Origin of the sequence: Rhodococcus sp. PvR099, from assembly GCF_017833315.1 — a bacterium.
Classification (GTDB): Bacteria; Actinomycetota; Actinomycetes; order Mycobacteriales; family Mycobacteriaceae; genus Rhodococcus_G; species Rhodococcus_G oryzae.
The window spans coordinates 1,376,600-1,395,488 of the sequence record NZ_JAFIBV010000001.1; the positions used below are offsets into that span (position 1 = coordinate 1,376,600).

General features: G+C 69.9%; 14 protein-coding genes. 2 read left to right on the forward strand and 12 right to left on the reverse strand.

Features of this window, described 5'->3' with window-relative positions:
* Positions 1 to 28: 28 nt before the first annotated feature.
* From JOE46_RS06220 to JOE46_RS06230, 5 genes are all read right to left on the reverse strand, one after another.
* A complete protein-coding gene (locus JOE46_RS06220) occupies positions 29 to 1,207 on the reverse strand; it encodes an FAD-binding oxidoreductase (RefSeq protein ID WP_245220949.1) in 1,179 nt (392 codons plus the stop codon).
* Positions 1,144 to 1,425 (reverse strand): hypothetical protein, encoded by a 282-nt coding sequence (locus JOE46_RS26305; RefSeq protein ID WP_245220950.1) that lies wholly within the window; start codon positions 1,423 to 1,425, stop codon positions 1,144 to 1,146. Before JOE46_RS26305 ends, JOE46_RS06220 begins: the two co-directional genes overlap by 64 nt.
* A 52-nt stretch (positions 1,426 to 1,477) precedes the next feature.
* A complete protein-coding gene (locus tag JOE46_RS26310) occupies positions 1,478 to 2,677 on the reverse strand; it encodes a hypothetical protein (RefSeq protein ID WP_245220951.1) in 1,200 nt (399 codons plus the stop codon).
* A gap of 27 nt (positions 2,678 to 2,704) precedes the next feature.
* Entirely contained in the window at positions 2,705 to 4,198 is a 1,494-nt protein-coding gene (locus JOE46_RS26315; RefSeq protein WP_307861255.1) for a BTAD domain-containing putative transcriptional regulator, read from the reverse strand.
* 205 nt (positions 4,199 to 4,403) lie between these two features.
* Positions 4,404 to 5,480, reverse strand: a complete 1,077-nt coding sequence (locus JOE46_RS06230; protein ID WP_097213206.1) for a phosphatidylinositol-specific phospholipase C domain-containing protein — start codon at positions 5,478 to 5,480, stop codon at positions 4,404 to 4,406.
* A 115-nt stretch (positions 5,481 to 5,595) separates the two neighbouring features.
* On the opposite strand from JOE46_RS06230, the gene JOE46_RS06235 reads away from it, so the two are divergent.
* Positions 5,596 to 6,057, forward strand: a complete 462-nt coding sequence (locus tag JOE46_RS06235; protein ID WP_097213205.1) for an SRPBCC family protein — start codon at positions 5,596 to 5,598, stop codon at positions 6,055 to 6,057.
* A gap of 15 nt (positions 6,058 to 6,072) precedes the next feature.
* Here JOE46_RS06235 and JOE46_RS06240 read toward each other — a convergent pair whose 3' ends face one another.
* A complete protein-coding gene (locus JOE46_RS06240) occupies positions 6,073 to 7,056 on the reverse strand; it encodes an alpha/beta hydrolase family protein (RefSeq protein ID WP_097213204.1) in 984 nt (327 codons plus the stop codon).
* Between the two features lie 305 nt (positions 7,057 to 7,361).
* On the opposite strand from JOE46_RS06240, the gene JOE46_RS06245 reads away from it, so the two are divergent.
* Positions 7,362 to 7,553, forward strand: a complete 192-nt coding sequence (locus JOE46_RS06245) for a hypothetical protein (protein WP_143548497.1) — start codon at positions 7,362 to 7,364, stop codon at positions 7,551 to 7,553.
* 9 nt (positions 7,554 to 7,562) lie between these two features.
* Here the strand turns inward: JOE46_RS06245 and JOE46_RS06250 are convergent, their stop codons facing one another.
* From JOE46_RS06250 to JOE46_RS06275, 6 genes are all read right to left on the reverse strand, one after another.
* The gene (locus JOE46_RS06250; RefSeq protein ID WP_280923540.1) at positions 7,563 to 9,422 is read right to left on the reverse strand and encodes an ABC transporter ATP-binding protein/permease; all 1,860 of its coding nucleotides are present in this window, start codon (positions 9,420 to 9,422) and stop codon (positions 7,563 to 7,565) included.
* 166 nt (positions 9,423 to 9,588) lie between these two features.
* Positions 9,589 to 10,491, reverse strand: coding sequence for an acyl-CoA thioesterase II (locus JOE46_RS06255; RefSeq protein ID WP_097213202.1), 903 nt, complete (start codon positions 10,489 to 10,491; stop codon positions 9,589 to 9,591).
* Positions 10,492 to 11,910, reverse strand: coding sequence for a pyruvate kinase (gene pyk / locus JOE46_RS06260; protein WP_077041837.1), 1,419 nt, complete (start codon positions 11,908 to 11,910; stop codon positions 10,492 to 10,494).
* 95 nt (positions 11,911 to 12,005) lie between these two features.
* Positions 12,006 to 13,511, reverse strand: coding sequence for a glutamate synthase subunit beta (locus tag JOE46_RS06265; RefSeq protein ID WP_097213201.1), 1,506 nt, complete (start codon positions 13,509 to 13,511; stop codon positions 12,006 to 12,008).
* A complete protein-coding gene (gene gltB, locus JOE46_RS06270; protein WP_209926556.1) occupies positions 13,504 to 18,087 on the reverse strand; it encodes a glutamate synthase large subunit in 4,584 nt (1,527 codons plus the stop codon). Before gltB ends, JOE46_RS06265 begins: the two co-directional genes overlap by 8 nt.
* 217 nt (positions 18,088 to 18,304) lie before the next feature.
* Positions 18,305 to 18,889 (reverse strand): TM2 domain-containing protein, encoded by a 585-nt coding sequence (locus JOE46_RS06275; protein ID WP_245220952.1) that lies wholly within the window; start codon positions 18,887 to 18,889, stop codon positions 18,305 to 18,307.

Genomic DNA, 18,889 nt, shown 5'->3' on the forward strand with positions numbered 1-18,889 from the left:
GTGCGCGCCGAACCGTCCCGGCGTGCCGTCACCAGCGCGCGGCGGCGGCGAACACCCGGTTCGGGTCGAACCGGTCGCGGATCTCGGACAACCGTCGGCGCTCCTGCGGACCCCAGGCCGCCAGCACCCGGTCGGCTGGGGCACCCTCGGCTCCGCCCGCGAAGTTCATCAAGGCCGCTCCGGTCCCCCACGGCTCCATCGCGGCCAGCACCGAGTCCAACGCACCCGGGACGACGCCCGCGATGGGTGGCGCGAGCACGCCGACCGCGAACAGGCTGAACGCCGCGTCCCGGCCCGCCACCGCGTTCGGGACCTCGGCGCCGCGGGCCAGCGCCCCACCCATCGCCCGGATCTCCGCCAGCACCAACGGCAGGCGTCCAGTTGGCCCGACCGTGGCGAGGAACTCGTCGATCGCCTCGGCCGGCAGCCGGCGCAACAGCATCGACCGCTCCGCTCCCGGCATCGGGTCGGTGGGATCGGCGTGGATCGACCCCACATCCGCGTACATGATCTCGGTGACGGTATCGATGATCGGCTCGGCCAGAGCGCGCAGCGGTGCCAGCAGCTCCTCACCGTCCTCCGTCTCGCTGACGTGCGCATAACGCAGGTGCAGCACGGTGCGGCCGCGCAGGGCCTCGGGCAGGACGGGCAGCGGCGGGAAGTTCACCACCGCGACCGAGGAGCTCACCGACTCGGGAATCCGGTGCACCCAGTCCCGCCAGCCGTGCAGGACCCGCGGCGCGTCGAGGAAGTCGAAGAACATGCCGCCGGCATACACTGTCTGAATCGGGAAGAGCCGGAACGTGATCTGCGTGACGATCCCGAACGCCGCCCCGCCGCCGCGCAGTGCCCAGAACAGGTCCGGTTCGCTCGTCTCGCTGACGCGGCGCAGCTGGCCGTCGGCGGTCACCGCCTCGATCTCGATGACATGGTCGGCCGCGAAACCGTAGGTCCGGGCCACCGGGCCGATCCCGCCGCCGAGTGTGTAGCCGACGACCCCGACCTCCGTCGCGGACCCACACAGCGCTGCTAGCCCATGTGGCGACGCGGCGTCGAGCACCTGCTGCCACCGCACGCCCGCGCCGACGGTCGCGATCCCGGCGTGCGAGTCGATGACGATCGAGTCGAGGAGCCGGGTGTTGATCAGGATCGACCCGGGCCCGGCGGCCGCGGCGCCGTGCCCGGTGGCCTGGACCGCGACCGACAACCCGGCGGCGGCCGGATCCCGACGGCCGCCGCGACGTCCGCGGCGCTGGACGCGACCAGCACCGCCGCGGGACGGTGCGCGGTGGCGGTGTTGAACGACGCGACGGACAGGTCGAAGCCGCCGTCGCCCGGCGCGTGCACCGGGCCGGCCGTTGCGGCGCCAAGGCGCTCGGCCAGTGAGGGCAGGACGGGTGAGGATTCTTCGATGCTGGTGGACACGGGCATCCCTTCGCTCGATCGGAACTGTCCACCTCAGGACAGCCCACCGCTCTTACCGCGCTCTTACGGCCGGCTTGGCGCACTCTCCCCGACCAGGCTGGACAGCAGTGCGTTGATCTGGGCCCGGTCGAGGTCCGCTCCGCGCGCGGAGTGCAGTGCATAGTCCTGTGCGCTGAGCGCATCGCGCACCGCAGCCGCCTCCCGGGGACCGTCGATCGGGTCCATCCCCTCGGGCAGGAACCCGATCCGGCCGCCCAGTGACTGCACCGCCCCCGCGAGCACGGCGGCCTCCACGGGGTGCCCGGCGCCAGCCAGGACCGCGGCGGTGGTGCATCAACACCAGCCAGGACGTCACGTCACCGTCCACCTCGAGGACCGACTGCATGTCCCGAGCGGCCGACATCGCGGCATCCACGTCACCCGCGTCCATCGCCGACTTCATCAGGGCCCACGTCGAGGAGCCGACCGACCACCTGTTGCCGATGCGCTCGGCGATGGCGATCGCCGTCACCAGCTCCCCGCGCGCCTCGAGGGGGCGGCCGTGGTTGCGCAACAACATCCCCAACACCATCCGGGCGTCCGCCTCGGCGAAGCCGGACCCGAGAGCGCGTGCGGTCGCGGCACTGTCGCGGACGAGGTCGAGCCCCGCGTCATGGTCACCGTCCATCGACAGGAAGTAGCCGCACCATGCGCTCAATCGGGCCGCCTCCGCGCGGTCACCGGCCGCCGCCCACGCGGCGGCGGACTCCCGCGCGGCGTCGGACGCGGCCGGCCTGTTCCCGGTGAGATAGGTCAACGATGCGACGCCTGCCGTCGCGCGCGCGAACTGTCGCCGTTCGGGGGCGAGGTGGTCCGCCACGACCGCGTCGAGCGCCGCATGCAGGAAGCCGAGCCCCTCCCCGATGCGACCCATCCGGTACCAGAACCAGTACAGGCCACCGGCCAGCCCGAGGGCGCAATGCGCCTCACCCGCGGCGAGCGCGGACACCAGCGCCGCGCGGTGCTCGGCCTGGTCCGCGGAGAGCTCCCCCATCACCTCCGCCGAATTCGGGCCGTAGAGCGCGGACTGGCGGGCGGCGACCCGGGCCAGCACGTGCGTCCGGTGCCTCCCCTCGGTCCACCGACGCTCCGCCGGATCGGACTGCTGCCACGCGAAGTGCTTGATTGTCCGCAGCATCCGATAGCGCCGGGGCGCGGTGCCCGGCAGGACGGTGAGCAGCGATCGGCGCACGAGGGCGGTCAGCGGCTGCACCAGAGGCGACCGCAGACGGAGCCCCGGTCACGGCCGCGGCTCCGTCGATGTCGAAGCTGCCCGCGAACACCGCCACCTGCCTGAGCACCACCGCCTGCTCGTCGTCGAGCAGCCGGTAGCTCCAGTCGATGGTGTCCGCGAGCCTGCGCTGTCGGGGTGGGGCGCTTCGAGACCCACCCCGCAGGAGGGTGAAGCGATCCTCCAACCCGTCGGCGATCTGCTGCTCGGAGAGCACCCGCAGCTGTGCGGTCGCGAGTTCGATGCCGAGCGGGATGCCGTCGAGTTCGGCGCAGATCGTGCGCACCGACGCGACATTGGCCTCGCCGAGGGCCACCCGGGCACCACGCCGCCTGCGAGAGCCGCGAACAGATCCCGCGCCTCGTCCGGCGCGAGCGGCGGGACCTCGTGCAGCGCTTCGCCGTCCACCTCGCGGGGTTCGCGGCTGGTGGCGAGCAACTGCACCCCCGGGCACAGATCGGCGAGCGTGACGGCCAGTGCCGCGGCGTCCGCGACGACGTGCTCACAGTTGTCGAGGATCATCAGCATCGTTCGCCCTGCCAGCACTCCGGCGAGATGCTCCGCGCCGCCGACCCCCGGCAGTCCGAGCGCCGATGCCACCGCAGGCACCATCAGCGCGCCGTCGGTGAGTGCGCCGAGATCCACCATCCACGGGCCGTCCGCGGCACGTCTGCGCCGCGCGACCTCGATCGCGAGTCGGGTCTTGCCCACCCCACCCGGTCCGACGAGGGTGACCAGGGGGTGTTCACCCAGCGCCGTGGCCACCGATTCGATGTCGGCCGCCCGGCCCACCAGCAGGCTCCGCGGAGAAGGCAGGTTCGGCGCCCGCGGCGGGTCGGGTTGGGCCGGGCGCGGCGCCGCCTGACCGTGCAACGCGGCGTCCTGCGCCAACACGGCCGCCTCGAGCCGTCGCAGGGCCACTCCGGGATCGATGCCGAGTTCGTCGTCCAGGATCGCCCTGATCCGGCGCAGCGCGCCCAGCGCGTCGGACTGTCGACCACCGCGGTACAGCGCGAGAACCAGGATCTCCCAGATCCGCTCGTCCAGGGGATGTTCGGCGGCCAAGGCCTCCGCCTCCGCCGCCACCTCGGCGAATCGCTCCCGGCGCAGGCCCACCTCGAGCAACGACCTGCGGGTCTCGAGATGCATCGCGGTCAGCCGGGCGATCTCGGGCGTCGTGAACTCGGAACCGGCGATGTCGGCGTACGGCGAGCCCCGCCACAGCGACAGTGCCTCCAGGTAGGCGGCCGCCGCCGCGTCCGCGGAGGTCTCCGCGACCTCGGCGCCGGTCCGGACCAACTCCTCGAACCGCGCGACGTCGACGCTTCCGCGCGCGGCGGACAGCGGGTACCGGCTGCCATCGCGCACCAGCACCCCGTCCTCGCGCCTGGCCCTGTCCGGACTGAGCAGGTCGCGCAGTTTGGAGATCGCGACGTGCAACGAACTGAGCTTGGGCTGATCCAGGTCGTGCCACACCTGGGCCAGCAGACGGTCGGCGGACACGGAGTGCGGGTAGGCGAGGACGAGCGCCGCGAGCAGCGCGCGCTGACGGGCACCAGCGAGGTCATCGGGCGTCCGTCGCGGAGCGCGGCGACGGGCCCGAGCACCCGTAGTTCCAGGCTTTCCGGCATGGCCCGCCCCCTCCTCAGCGCCGCCGATTCCCCTGAGCGCCAGAGGTTACCGGACTCGCCTGCCCGCCCGGGCCGCCTCAGCCCCTCGGCACGACCCGCGAGAGCACCCCGGGCAGCGGGTGCCAGTCCGCGGTCACCACGCTCGCGTTGCCTGCCGCGAGTTCGTCAACGCGGGCCCGCGCCGCCTCCTCCGACGGGCTGGTGCCGTCGATCGCGGGGGCGACCTGGTGCGCGTCGGTCATCACCAGCAGGTAGCCGCGATCGCGATACCAGGCGGTGTCGATGCCACCGTTCACGAACGCGGCGGCGTCCCCGTCGAAGATCACGAACCACGGCCGGACCGTGGCGTCCGGATACCGGGTCTGGCGGGGGTCGCCCGCCTCCGCGCGATGCACGGCGGGGAAGGCGACGGCCTCGTCCAGCGCGCCCGCCGCGGCCAGATCCCGGAGGTGGGTGGCGTATTCGACGTCCGTCCACAGCGGATCGGCCGGATTCTTCTCCTCCACTGTTCCCGGGATCAGCTCGACGATGAACTTGCCCGCCAGCTCGCCCCGCCCTGGCCAGCCGTCGGCGCGCACGGCCTCGTCGAGGGTGACGGACGCGCCGCCGGTCAGGTCGGACGGCCGGAACAGCGCGGAGCCGAGCCGCTCGTCCAGGAGGGCGTCGAACTCGCGCGGGCCGAGCCCACCGGGGGCGTTGAAGCCGTCCTTCATCTCGATCTTGATCATCACCGGCCGATGACCGGGGTTCGCGTCGTGCCAGACCCGGAGATCGGCGAGGCACCCGGCGAGATCCTGATCCCGGGACAGGCCCCGCAACTGCTCCGGCGCGGGCGCGTTCGCGCAGTTGTTGACGTTCGCCAGCGGATTCTCGTGCGAGACCCGCCAATCACTCATGCCGCCACCCTTGGCGACCACGTCGAAGCTGTTGGTCCAGACATCGAGTTCGATCAGGCCCGCTCCCGAGTCCAACGCGTCCGCGAGGTGCTCGTACGTCTGCTGCTCGTAGGCGTTGTGCACGCCGACCGCGGTGGTCGCCGAGTACGGCGATCCGGATGCGGCCGCCGGATCCGCCTGGGCGGGCACGGCACTGACCAGCAGGACCGCGGCGGTGGCGGCGAGGGCGGCGATGCCTGCCTGTCGAGAAGGATTCACTTGGTGCTGCCTTTACGATGAACGGAGGGTGAACACCCGGCAGCGTACGGGCACCGAGCGCCCCCTGGTTCCGTTCTAGCCGAGCTGGATATCTCCCGAACGAAGGGCACCGACCTTGTCGAACACCGAGATTCAGCTCACCCGGCACGTGGCGGCGACGCCGGCGAAGGTCTGGGCGGTGCTCACCGACCTCGACGCGGCCGCGACGACGCTCACCGGGGTGATCAGCACGGAGCGGGTCGCCGGCGAGGGCTACGCCGTCGGCACCCGCTGGCGTGAGACCCGCAAGATGCTGGGCAAGGAAGCCACCGAGGAGATGTGGGTCGCCGAGGTGGACCCGGAGCGCCGGACCGTGGTGAAGGCGAACTCCCGCGGCGCCGACTACACGACCTCCTTCGCCCTCGCCCCGAGCGGCGACGGCACCGACCTCTCGATGACCTTCAACGCCGACCCCGGGAAATCCACCTTCCTGGCGAAGCTGCTGATGAAGTCCTTCGGCGGGCTCGGCGCGAAGGCCACCGCGAAGATGATGACGCAGGATCTGCGGGACATAGCGGCCGCCGCCGAGGCGGCCTGACTCCGGTTCGCCGGGTCAGGCCCCGATAGAGCCCTTGAGCATCGGCAGCATCGCCCACAGCTGGTCCTGCCAGTACGGCCACGCGTGGGTTCCCGTCGCCGGGAAGTCGAAGTGGGCGGAATCGATGCCCATGGTCATCAACCGCACCTGGAATGCCCTGGTCTGGGCCAGCGAGAGCGCCTCGAGTCCCATCCCCGTCGCGGTGTTGACGTAGTCGATCGGATAGACCGGACGGTTGTGCACGCCCGGCAGACCGCTGGCGGCCGAGATCCACATCGGTAGCCCGCGCAGGCCCTCGGCCTGGACGAACGGGTCGTGCCGCAACCAGGCCGGGTCCCAGGGCGGGCCCCACATGCAGTCCGAGTTGTACAGGCCCGCGTCGAGCATCGCGATGCGGATCGCCTCCCGCATCCCGGGTGCCGACAGGTTGAGGTAGCCCGACATCGCGCCGGCGAAGGTGAACTGGTTGCGGTGGTGGGCCGCCAGGATCAGGGCCGCATTGCCGCCCATCGACAACCCGACGACGGCGTTGCTGGTCCGGCTGATGCCGTACCTGGCCGCCAGGTGGTCGGGCAGGTTCTGGGTGAGGAACGACTCCCACATGTACTTGTACGGCTGGTTGGTGAAGTTGTTCGGGGCGTACCAATCCGCGTAGAAGCTGGACTCGCCGCCGACCGGTTCGATCACGTTGACGCCGTGATCCGACAGCCAGGCGGCGTTGGTCTCGTGTTCCCAGCCGCTCACGTCGTTGGTCGCCCGGATCCCGTCGAGAAGGTAGACGGCCTTGTTGCTGCCGTTGTTCGCCAGCCACATCCGGACCTTGATATGCCCGACCCCTCCCGGCGCAGGCACCCAGTCCTCGTGGAACCGGTCGTACGGATTGGCCGAGGCGGGCGCGGCGGCGCCGAGCGCCAGTCCGAGCGGTAGCACCAGTGCCGCGATCAGCAGCAGCACCGCGGTCCGCGCTCCGTCTTGGACACCCCTCGTAGATCCGCGCATCGCCATCGACCTCCGTCGTGACATGAGTCACAGTGGCACCACGCTATTCCCCTCGACTGCACCCGAGTCGCCTCCTCCGCGCAATCGTTACCTGCACGTGGCCCGAAACGACACCGTTCCGCGACCCTGAAACGCCCCGGTGTCCTGGCGAGACCGGCCCAAGATTTACCATCAAACCAACCGATAGGTTTGTCCGGTTTGGATACATTGACCGGCGAATGTGGCACGGCCACAAAGATCCTTGGGGAGGGGCGGCATCATGCGGGGAACGTGGTCGATTCGGGGACGCCGGAGGGCGGTCGGTCATGCCTAGGCCGGGCCCGGTCCGGCCCCTTGTCGGGGTGAAGATGGACGCCGTGCGGATCGAAGAGTACGACGCACAGGCCCAGCAGGAGGGGCTGCTGATGAAGTCAGGCAAGCCCAACCGATCGGAACTGATCCGGATCAAGCTGGCGTTCGCCGACGAGCACATGCCGAACGGCTGGCGCCCGGCTTGACCGCCCGTCCTACACCCGCACCGGCACCGGGGACAGGTCCCAGGGTCCGTCGCCCGCGAGCTGTAGCTGCTGCGCGTGGTGCTGGTCGACAGTGCTGCGGTGGCTGACGCTCACCAGGATGGTGTCGGGCACCTCCGTGCGGATCAGGCTGTACAGCGAATACTCGAGTCCCTCGTCGACCGCGGAGGTGGCCTCGTCCAGGAACACCAGCTCCGGCCGGATCAGCAGGATGCGGGCGAACGCGATCCGCTGCTGCTCTCCCGGCGAGAGGATCTTCGCCCAGTCCGCCTGCTCGTCGAGCCGATCGACCAGGTTCGCGAGCTGCACCTTCCGCAGGGCCTCCCGGATCGACTCGTCGTCGAGTTCGTCCGGCGTGCCCGGATAGGCGGCTGCGGTCCGTAGGTCACCGAGCGGCAGGTACGGCATCTGGGACAGGAACAGCGTCTTGGTTCCGGCGGGCCGCCTGACCTGCCCCTCGGTGAAGGGCCACATCTCGGCGAGGCTGCGCAGCAGGGTGGTCTTGCCACTGCCCGAGCGCCCCTTGACCACGAGGGTGTCGCCCGGCTCCATCGACAGGTCCAGGTCCGCGATCAGCGAGAACCCGTCCGGCCTGCGCACCTGCACCCGCTCGACCCGGAGCGCGCCCTCGAGCTCCGAGACCGCGATCGCGGGCAGTTCCCGCGAGTCCGAGTTGGCGTCCATCAGACCGTTGAGACGGATCAGGCTGGCCCGGTACCCGGCGAAGACGTCATAGGACTCGCGGAAGAACGAGAGCGAGTCGTGCACCTGCCTGAAGGCGGTCGCGGACTGCGTCATGTCGCCGAGCGTGATCGTTCCGTTGAAGAACCGCGGCGCCTGGATGATGAACGCGAACACCTCGGCGATCTGGTTGACCACCAGGTTCCAGCCGTTGAACTTCAAGGTACGGAAGACGATTCGCCAGTAGTTGCGGATGACGGCGGCGAAGCGGAAGAGCAGCCCGTGCCGCTCGACGCCCTCACCTCGGTAGAAGGCGACGTTCTCGGCGCTGTCGCGGACCCGGACCAGCGCGTAGCGGAAGTTCGCGGTGAGCCGCTCGTTCCAGAAGTTCAGCTGGATCAGCGGCCGGCCGATCCAGAACGCGACGATGGTCGAGAGCAGCACGTACCCGAACACGAGAAAGACCATGGCGCGGGGGATCTCGGTGCCGAACACCGTCATCGGCCCGGACAGGTCCCAGAGGATGGTCGTGAACGACACCAGGGAGACGATCGCGCCGACCGCGCCCATGGACAGCGAGCGCGAGATGGTGACGAAATCGGTGATGTCGGCCTGGATCCGCTGATCGGGGTTGTCGATGGTCTCGTCGACGAACCGGTCGCGATAGAACGCGCGCCCTTCCAGCCAGTCGGTGGTCACGTGCTCGGTCAACCACACCCGCCAGCGGATGTCGAAGGCCTGGCCGATGTAGTAGATCAGCAGTGAACGGGCAACGTGGATGGTGGCCAGCACCCCGAAGATCCACAGGCTCCGCCAGAACGTCGCCTTCGCCGCGTCCAAGGCCCCGACATCGCCCTGAGCGAAGGACTGCGCGGCCATCTGCAGAGCGGTGTACATCTCGTTGCCCTGGTATGAGAACAGCACCGTCATGCGGACCGCGAAGACCGTCATGAACAGCACCACTGCCAGCAGTGCGTACACCGGCGCGCTCTCGCGGCCCTTGAAGTAGTCGCCGCTGATCCGCCAGAACTGCCTGCCCCACCTGGTGGTCCGGAAGAGCACGTAGGCGATCAGGACGAAGCACACCGCCGCAATGGCAAATGCCCGGAATGTCCATATCAGGCTGGTGACGACCTCGTGGTCCCAGTCGAGCCCGCCGTCTTCCGACATACGCCACCCCATTCGCGCGTTCACGGCCCGAGCGACCAGACGCCCGCGCCGTAGAGATGGCGAAGTCTAACCCCGATGACACCCGCGCAGCGCGACCAACGGCACCGTCGTGCCGTTCCTGCACGGCGTCAACGAGTTTCGCCCGCAGTAGCGAGGGGACGCGCGACTACTTCCGGCTCGGGAAGTGCCGGATCAGGCCCTCCTGCACAACGGTCGCGAGCAGCTGCCCCTCGAGCGAGAAGAACCGGCCGGTCGCCAACCCGCGGGAGCCGGCCGCCACAGGCGACTCGGTCGCGTACAGCACCCACTCGTCGAACCGGAACGGTCGGTGGAACCAGATCGAGTGGTTCACGGTGGCCGCGACGATCCGGTCCAGGCCCCAGGACAGCCCGTGGGTGGTGATGATCGAGTCGAGCACCGTGGTGTCCGACGAGTAGCCCATCGTCGCGACGTGCAGCAGCGGGTCGTCGGGCAGCTCGCCGTCCGCCTTCATCCAGACCCGGTTGTGGTTGAGCTTCTCCCCTGTGCCCTTGAGGATCCAGCTAGGGTCGTTCGCGTAGCGCATGTCGATCGGCTTGAGGGCGTTGACGAACATCTGCAGCCGGTCCTCGTACCCGACGAAGTGATCGCCGAGCGGCGGCAGGGTGTCCGGGTACGGCACGTCCGGGACCTCGACCGCGTGCTCGAGACCCTTGCCCCAGTCCTGGAAGGCCACGAGCATCACGAACAGCTCCTGATCGTCCTGGTAGGCGACGACCTGGCGGTTCGCGAAGGCCCTGCCATCGCGGTGGCGCTGCACCCGGTACTCGATCGGCCGCTTCACATCGCCGCCCCGGATGAAATGGGCGTTGATTGCGTGCACCGGCCGGTCACCGGAGACCGTACGCCCGGCCGCGATGATCGCCTGGGACACCAGCTGGCCGCCGAACGTCCGGCTGCCGAGCTGGGCCTGGGGCGGGTGCTGCCCGAGGAACACGTCCTCGTCGAGCTGCTCGAGGTCGAGCACGCTGAGAAGGGTGTCGAGATCCCCCGCCCGAACAGGGCGGGGCTGTGCCCCCAGGTCAGTCACCTAGTGGTCCTCTTCTCCGATGCGGTGCACGTGAATCAGGTTGGTCGAGCCGACGGTGCCCGGGGGCGAACCGGCCACGATCACGACGAGGTCGCCCTTGTTGTACCGGCCGAGGGACAGTAGCGCGGTGTCGACCTGCCCGATCATCTGGTCCGTCGTCGAGACCGGCGACACCAGGAAGGTCTCGGTGCCCCAGGTCAGGGTCAGCTGGCTGCGCACCTCCGGCAACGGGGTGAACGCGAGCAGCGGCAGGTGCGTGTGCAGCCGGGCCAGCCTGCGGACCGTGTCGCCTGACTGGGTGAACGCGACCAGCGCCTTGGCATCGAGGCGCTCGCCGATGTCGCGTGCCGCGTAGGAGATCACGCCGCGCTTGGTCCGCGGGACGTGGGTCAGCGGGGGCACCCGGGTGGACTCGGCCTCGACCGCTTCCACGATCCGGGCCATCGTCTGCACGGTCTCCATCGGGAACTTGCCGACCGAGGTCTCGCCGGACAGCATCACCGCGTCGGCGCCGTCGAGGACGGCGTTCGCGACGTCCGAGGCCTCGGCGCGGGTCGGCCGGGAGTTCTCGATCATCGACTCGAGCATCTGCGTCGCGACGATCACGGGCTTGGCGTTCTCCCGCGCGATCTGGATGGCGCGCTTCTGCACCAGCGGCACCTGCTCGAGGGGCAGCTCGACGCCGAGGTCGCCGCGGGCCACCATCACCGCGTCGAAGGCCAGCACCACGGCCTCGAGGTTCTCGATCGCCTCGGGCTTCTCCAGCTTCGCGATCACCGGGACGCGGCGATCGAGGCGGTCCATGACCGCGTGCACGAGCTCGATGTCCGCGGGCGACCGCACGAAGGACAGTGCGATGAAGTCCACGCCGAGCCGCAGCGCGAACTCGAGGTCCTCGATGTCCTTCTCGGACATGGCAGGCACCGAGACATCCATGCCGGGCAGCGAGACGCCCTTGTTGTTGCTGACCGGACCGCCCTCGGTCACCTCGCAGACGACGTCGTTGCCGTCGACGGCGGTGACCGTCAGTCCGACCTTGCCGTCGTCGACCAGCAGCCGATCGCCGGGCTTGGCGTCCTTGGCCAGCTCGCGGTAGGTGGTGGAGACGCGGTCGTGGGTGCCGTCGCAGTCCTCGACGGTGATCCGCACCTCCTCGCCGTTCTCCCACACGGTGCTGCCGGTGGCGAAGCGGCCGAGCCGGATCTTGGGGCCCTGGAGGTCGGCGAGGATGCCGACGGCCTTGCCGGTCACGTCCGAGGCCTCGCGGACCCGGCGATAGTTCTCCTCGTGGTCGGCGTGTTCGCCGTGACTGAAGTTCAACCGGGCCACGTCCATGCCGCTCTCGACGAGCTCACGAATGCGATCCCCGGTCGCGGTTGCGGGGCCGAGCGTGCACACAATTTTCGTCCGTCGGGTCACGCGTCGAGCCTAGTCGGTGCCCTCACTCATCTCCATCGCAGGCGGTGAATTGTGCATACATACAAACAATTAGACCCTTTGCGTTTGCCTGCGATTCACACGACGGCGAGCGGCAGCGCCGTCGGGTGCACGGGCGACGGCAGGTCCGAGTGCCCGGTGAGGTACACGTCGACACCGCGCGCCGCTGACCGGCCCTCGGCGATCGCCCACACCACCAACGAGGCCCCGCGGTGCGCGTCGCCGCAGACGAAGACGCCCGGCGCCGTGGTCTGCCAGTCCGGGCCGCACGACAGCACGCCGCGCCTGGTCAGCGACAGCCCGAGATCGTCGAGCATCCGGCTGTACTCGACGCCCTCGAATCCGATCGCGAACAGCGCCATCTCACAGGGCAGTTCGACCTCCTCGCCGACGGGCCGGACGTGCCTGCGCCCCTCCTCGTCCCGGCTGACCTTCACCTCCGCCAGCACCATCGACCGCACGTTGCCCTGCTCGTCGCCGAGGAAGCGCTGCACCGCCACCTCGTAGCGCCGGACGCCGCCCTCGGCGTGCGCCGGCGAGGTGCGCAGCACCATCGGCCAGGACGGCCACGGGGAACGCTCGTCGTCGCGCTCGGTTGGCAGCTCCGGGTTGTAGTCGAGCTGCGTCACCGACGCCGCGCCCTGACGGTGCGCGGTCCCGAGACAGTCGGCCCCGGTGTCGCCGCCCCCGATGATCACCACGTGCTTCCCCTTCGCGGTGACGGGGCTCGCGCCGTCGCCCTCGCATTCCCGGTTCGACGGCACCAGGTGGTCCATCGCCAGGTGGATGCCCTTGAGTTCGCGGCCCTCCACGATCGTGTTGTCCCGCGCCCGCAGCGCACCGACGGCCAGCACCACGGCGTCGAACCGGGCGCGCAGTTGTTCGACGGTCAGATCGACGCCCACCTCGCAGTCGGTGACGAAATGGGTTCCCTCCGATCGCATCTGGGACAGGCGCCGCTCCAGAATCGACTTGTCCATCTTGAACGCGGGGATGCCGTACCGCAGCAGTCCGCCGAGGCGGTCGTCGCGCTCGAACACCGTCACGTCGTGCCCTGCCCGGGTGAGCTGCTGCGCCGCGGCCAGGCCACCGGGTCCCGAGCCGACCACCGCGACCTTCTTGCCCGTGCTGATCACCGGGTGCTGGGGCACGACGATGCCGCCCTCCCACGCCGCGTCCGCGATGGCCTGCTCGATCCGCTTGATCGTCACCGAGCCGCCGGTGTCGTTCTCGGCGATCGACAGCACACACGCCGCCTCGCAAGGCGCCGGACAGACCCGCCCCGTGAACTCCGGAAAGTTGTTCGTGGCGTGCAGCCGTTCGCTGGCCGCACCCCACCGGTCCCGGCGTACCAGGTCGTTCCAGTCGGGGATCAGGTTGCCCAGCGGGCATCCCGCGGAACCGGAGTGGCAGAACGGAACCCCGCAGTCCATGCACCGGGTCGCCTGCTCGGCCACCTCCCTGGCCCGCTCGGCGGCGGGCTGCTCCGCATAGACCTCGTCCCAGTCGCCGATGCGCTCGGTGACCGGGCGCTTGGGCGCGTCCTTCTTGACCACCTTCATGAAGCCCTGGGGATCAGCCACGAGCCGCCTCCATGATCGCCGTGTCCACGTCCCGGCCCTCGGCGCGCGCGAGCCGGGTCGCGTCGAGCACCCGCTGGTAGTCGACCGGCAGCACCTTGGTGAACAACGCGCTTCGGCGCGGCCAGTCCGCCAGCACCGAGGCCGCCAACGGCGACCCGGTCCAGTGCCGGTGCTGCGCGACCGCCTCGGACAGCCACGCGAGGTCGTCTGCATCGAGCGGCTGCAGCGTCACCATCGCCCGGTTCACCATCTCCGGATCCAGATCCAGCACGTACGCGATGCCGCCCGACATGCCCGCCGCGAGGTTGCGCCCGGTGCGCCCGAGCACCACGACGCGCCCGCCGGTCATGTACTCGCAGGCGTGATCCCCGACCCCCTCGACGACCGCGGTGGCGCCGGAGTTGCGCACCGAGAACCGCTCACCCACCAGTCCACGCAGGTAGACCTCGCCGGACGTGGCGCCGTAGAGGATCGTGTTTCCCGCGATCACCTGGGCCTGCGCCACGAACGTCGCGTCCGGGGACGGCCGCACCACGATCCGGCCACCCGAGAGCCCCTTGCCGACATAGTCGTTTGCGTCGCCGATCATGTCGATCGTCACCCCTGGCGGCAGGAAGGCGCCAAGCGACTGGCCCGCCGAGCCGGTCAGCTCCAACCGGATGGTGTCGTCCGGCAAACCCTCCGCGCCGTAGCGGCGGGTCACCTCCGACCCCAGCAGGGTGCCGACCGTGCGGTTGACGTTGCGTACGGGCAGCTCCAGCCGGACGGGGTGCGCGTCCTCCAGCGCGCCCTCGGCGAGCTGGATCAGGGTGCGGTCCAGCGCCAGCTCCAGCCCGTGGTCCTGATCGCGCTGCCTGCGGCGCTGGGTCATCGGTGTGCCGTCGCGGTCGGTCGGGATCTCGAAGATCGCCGACAGGTCGAGCCCACGGCTCTTCCAGTGCGCGATGCCCTCCGCGGTCTCGAGCACGTCGGCCCGGCCCACCGCCTCGTCGACACTGCGGAACCCGAGCTGCGCCAGGTACTCCCGGACGTCCTGGGCGATGAACCGGAAGAACTCCTCGACGAACTCCGGCTTGCCGTTGTACCGCTTGCGTAGCTCCGGGTTCTGGGTGGCCACCCCGACCGGACAGGTGTCGAGGTGGCAGACCCGCATCATGATGCAGCCGGCCACGATCAGTGGCGCCGTGGAGAACCCGAACTCCTCCGCGCCGAGCAGTGCCGCCACCATGACATCGCGGGCGGTACGCATGCCACCGTCACACTGGACGGTGATCCGGTCCCGAAGGCCGTTGAGCACCAACGTCTGCTGCGCGTCGGCGAGCCCGATCTCCCATGGCGCGCCCGCGTGCTTGAGGGAGGTGAGTGGGGACGCCCCGGTGCCGCCGTCGTGGCCGGAGATGAGCACCACGTCGGCGTGTGCCTTCGACACCCCGGCCGCGACCGTGCCGACGCCGACCGAGCTGACCAGCTTCACGTTCACGCGGGCCTGCTCGTTGGCGTTCTTCAGATCGTGGATCAGCTGGGCGAGATCCTCGATCGAATAGATGTCGTGGTGCGGCGGCGGGGAGATCAGTCCGACGCCGGGCGTCGAGTGCCTGGTCTTGGCCACCCACGGGTACACCTTGTAGGCGGGCAACTGCCCGCCCTCCCCCGGCTTCGCGCCCTGCGCCATCTTGATCTGGATGTCGGTGCCGTTCACCAGGTAGTCGCTGGTGACGCCGAACCGGCCGCTGGCGACCTGCTTGACCGCGCTGCGCCTGCGCGGATCGTAGAGCCGGTCGGTGTCCTCGCCGCCCTCCCCCGAATTCGACCGCCCGCCCAGGTTGTTCATCGCGATCGCCATCGTCTCGTGCGCCTCGGCCGAGATCGAGCCGTAGCTCATCGCGCCGGTGTTGAAGCGCGTGACGATGGACTCCACCGACTCCACCTCGTCGAGCGGTACGGGCTCGCGCAGCCCCTCACGGAACCGGAACAGCCCGCGCAGCGCGCCGCCGGCCGCGGCCAGCCGATTGACCTCCTCGCTGTACCGGGCGAACACCTCGTGCTGGCCCGATCGGGTCGCGTGCTGGAGCAGGAACACCGTCTCGGGGGTGAACAGGTGCAGCTCGCCCTCCCTCCGGAACTGGTATTCGCCGCCCACCTCCAGGCGGCGGTGCGCCCGATCGGTCGGGTTGTCGGGGTACGCGATCCGCTGCCGGATCCGGACCTCCTCGGCGAGCACGTCGAGGCCCACGCCGCCGAGTTTGCTGACGGTGCCGGTGAAGTACTCGTCGACCAGTTCGCGGTCGAGTCCGATGGCCTCGAAAACCTGTGCCGCCGTGTAGGACCCGACGGTCGAGATGCCCATCTTGGACATCACCTTCAGCACGCCCTTGCCCAGCCCGGTCAGGTAGTTGCGGACCGCGATCTGCGGCTCGACGCCGACCAGCTCGCCCTCACTGACCAGGTCCTCGATGGACTCCATCGCCAGGTACGGGTTGACCGCGGCGGCGCCGAAACCGATCAGCAGCGCCAGGTGGTGCACCTCGCGCGCGTCGCCGGTCTCGACGACCAGCGCCACCTTGGTGCGCTCCTTCGTCCGCACCAGGTGGTGGTGCACGGCGGAGACCGCGAGCAGCGACGGGATCGGCGCGCGGGCATGGTCCGAGTCGCGGTCGGAGATGATCAGCGTCCGGTACCCCGCCGCTATCGCCTTGCTCGCCGCCGACCGCAACTCCTCGATCGCCTCGGCCATGCCCGTGCCGCCGCGCTCGACGTCGTAGAGCGCGCGCAGCACCGTGGCGGCCAGGCCCTGGTTGTCGCCGTCGTCGTTGATGTGGATGATCTTGCCGAGCTCGTCGTTGTCGAGGACCGGCCAGGGCAGCACGATCTGCCTGCACGAGGCCGCGGTCGGTTCGAGCAGGTTCTGTTCCGGTCCCATCACCCGCGAGAGGGACGTGACGACCTCCTCCCGGATCGCGTCCAGCGGCGGGTTGGTCACCTGTGCGAACAGTTCGATGAAGTAGTCGTAGAGCAACCGCGAACGCTGCGACATGACCGCCACCGGGGTGTCGGTGCCCATCGAGCCCAGCGGCTCACCCGGCGCGGAGGCCATGGGGGCGAGCAGGATCCGGAGGTCCTCCTCCGTGTATCCGAAGACAACCTGCCGCAGCACCACCGACTCGTGCGGATGCTGCATGTGCGCGCGTTCGGGCAGCTCCCTGAGCTCGAGCAGCCCGCTGTGCAGCCACTCCGAGTACGGACGCTCCCTGGCCAGCCGCAGCTTGGCCTCCGCGTCCGGCACGATCCGACCGACCGCGGTGTCGACGAGGAACATCTGGCCGGGTTCGAGCCTGCCCTTGGCCACCACCTCGGACGGCGGCACGTCGAGGACGCCGCTCTCGCTGGCGAGGATCACCCGCCCGTCCGCCGTCTGCCACCACCGGCCGGGACGCAGGCCGTTGCGGTCGAGCACCGCCCCGACCTCGGTGCCGTCGGTGAAGGTCACACAGGCGGGGCCGTCCCACGGCTCCATCAGCGAGGCGTGGAAGCGGTAGAAGTCGCGCCGCTCGGCCTTCATCTGGGCGTCGTTCTCCCACGCCTCCGGGACCATCATCATCACCGCGTGCGCCACGCTGCGGCCGCCGAGATGCAGCAGCTCGAGCACCTCGTCGAAGGACGCGGAGTCCGAGGCCTCGGGTGTGCAGATCGGAAAGAGCCGTGTGAGATCGCCGGGGATCAGCGCGCTGGCGAGCAGCGCCTCCCTGGCGTGCATCCGGTTGCGGTTCCCGCGCACGGTGTTGATCTCGCCGTTGTGTGCGACGAATCGGAACGGATGCGCGAGGGGCCAGGACGGGAAGGTGTTGGTGGAGAACCTGCTGTGCACGATCGCGATCGCGCTGTGGCAGCGGTCATCGCGCAGGTCGGGGAAGAACGCGGGCAGCTGCGCGGTGGTCAGCATCCCCTTGTAGACGATCGTCCGGCTCGACAACGACGGGAAGTACACCGCCGTGCCATCCGCCTCGACCTCGGGGCTCACCTGCTCGGCGCGCTTGCGCAGCCCGTAGACCAGGCGGTCCAGTTCCAGGTCCGCGGGCCGCCCGTCCGGACCCGCCGGTGCCGCGACGAACAGCTGGCTCATGTGCGGCATGCAGTCGCGCGCGGAGTGGCCGATGTCGGCGCCCGCGGGGTCGACGGGCACCTCGCGCCAGCCGAGCACCTCGAGTCCCTCGTCCTCGGCGATCGCACTGATCCGCTCGACGGCGGCGGCGCGTCGATCCGGGTCCTGCGGGAGGAAACAGATCCCGGCGGCATATGTGTTCGCGCCGTCGGGGTTCGGCTCGGGCAGCTCGAACCCGGCCACCTCGGCCAGCAGGGCGGTCGGCAGCTGCAGCAGGATGCCCGCGCCGTCACCGCTGTTCGGCTCGGCGCCCGCGGCCCCGCGGTGTTCGAGATTCGCCAGGGCGAGGAGCCCGTCCGCGACGATCGAGTGTGAGCGCCTGCCGAGGATGTCAGCCACCATCGCGACGCCGCAGGAATCGGCCTCCTGGGCCGGGTCGTACAGACCCTGCGGCGCGGGCGAGCGAGAGAACAGCAACGGGCACCTCCACATCGGCCGGGAAGGCTGCCGGGTGTGGCGCGCGGGGCCATCGCACGGAGCCTCGGCTGGCGGGTCCCACCGGGTCGGGTGGAGATCACACCAGTTCGGGGTTCCGGGACGACTCTGGCCCGAAAAGAAAACTCCGAGCGTCACACTCGGGCGTGCTCAGTTTAGCAGCAGAAACGCCCGAGTATAGGGGCGTAACCAGGACCGATCAGCCCCTGAGCGGCCTGCCCTGCCCGTCCTTGACGTTGCCGGAGAACATCATGATCCCGTCGATGAACGACCAGAGCCACACGACCGGGAATATGACGAAACCGATCAGCAGGAACGTCGTGATGACGCCCAACCAGAAGAGCAGCAGCTGCGCCAGACCGATGCCGGTACTGCCCACGTAGAGGCGGCCGACACCGCAGATCCCGACGAAGGGCAGCAGGATCTGCAGCAGGCCCGCGGTCGCCTTCGACTTGTCCGACAGCGGTTCGCCGGTCAGCGGGTCGCGTCCGAAGGGCGCCGCCGGGGCGCCGCCGAAATACGCCGGCTGCACGAAGGGCTGCTGACCATAGGGCTGTTGCGCGTAGGGCTGGCCGAAGGGCTGCACGGGCGGCTGCCCGTAGGCCTGCGGTTGTGCCTGCGTGGGCTGCTGCCCATAAGCCTGTGGCTGCGGCTGCGTGGGCTGCTGCCCGTAAGCCTCCTGCTGCGGCGCGGTCGCGCCGGCGTCCATGAGCCATCCCGGGCCGGTGCCCTCGGGTCCGTACACGGGACCCGGTGTCGATCCGCCCTCTGGTACCTCAGACAT

Excerpts from the sequence above, each read along its gene's own strand:
- JOE46_RS06240 (WP_097213204.1), bottom strand. The coding sequence starts at position 7,056 with ATGCGCGGATCTACGAGGGGTGTCCAAGACGGAGCGCGGACCGCGGTG.
- JOE46_RS06245 (WP_143548497.1), top strand. The coding sequence starts at position 7,362 with ATGCCTAGGCCGGGCCCGGTCCGGCCCCTTGTCGGGGTGAAGATGGAC.
- JOE46_RS06250 (WP_280923540.1), bottom strand. The coding sequence starts at position 9,422 with ATGTCGGAAGACGGCGGGCTCGACTGGGACCACGAGGTCGTCACCAGC.
- JOE46_RS06275 (WP_245220952.1), bottom strand. The coding sequence starts at position 18,889 with ATGTCTGAGGTACCAGAGGGCGGATCGACACCGGGTCCCGTGTACGGA.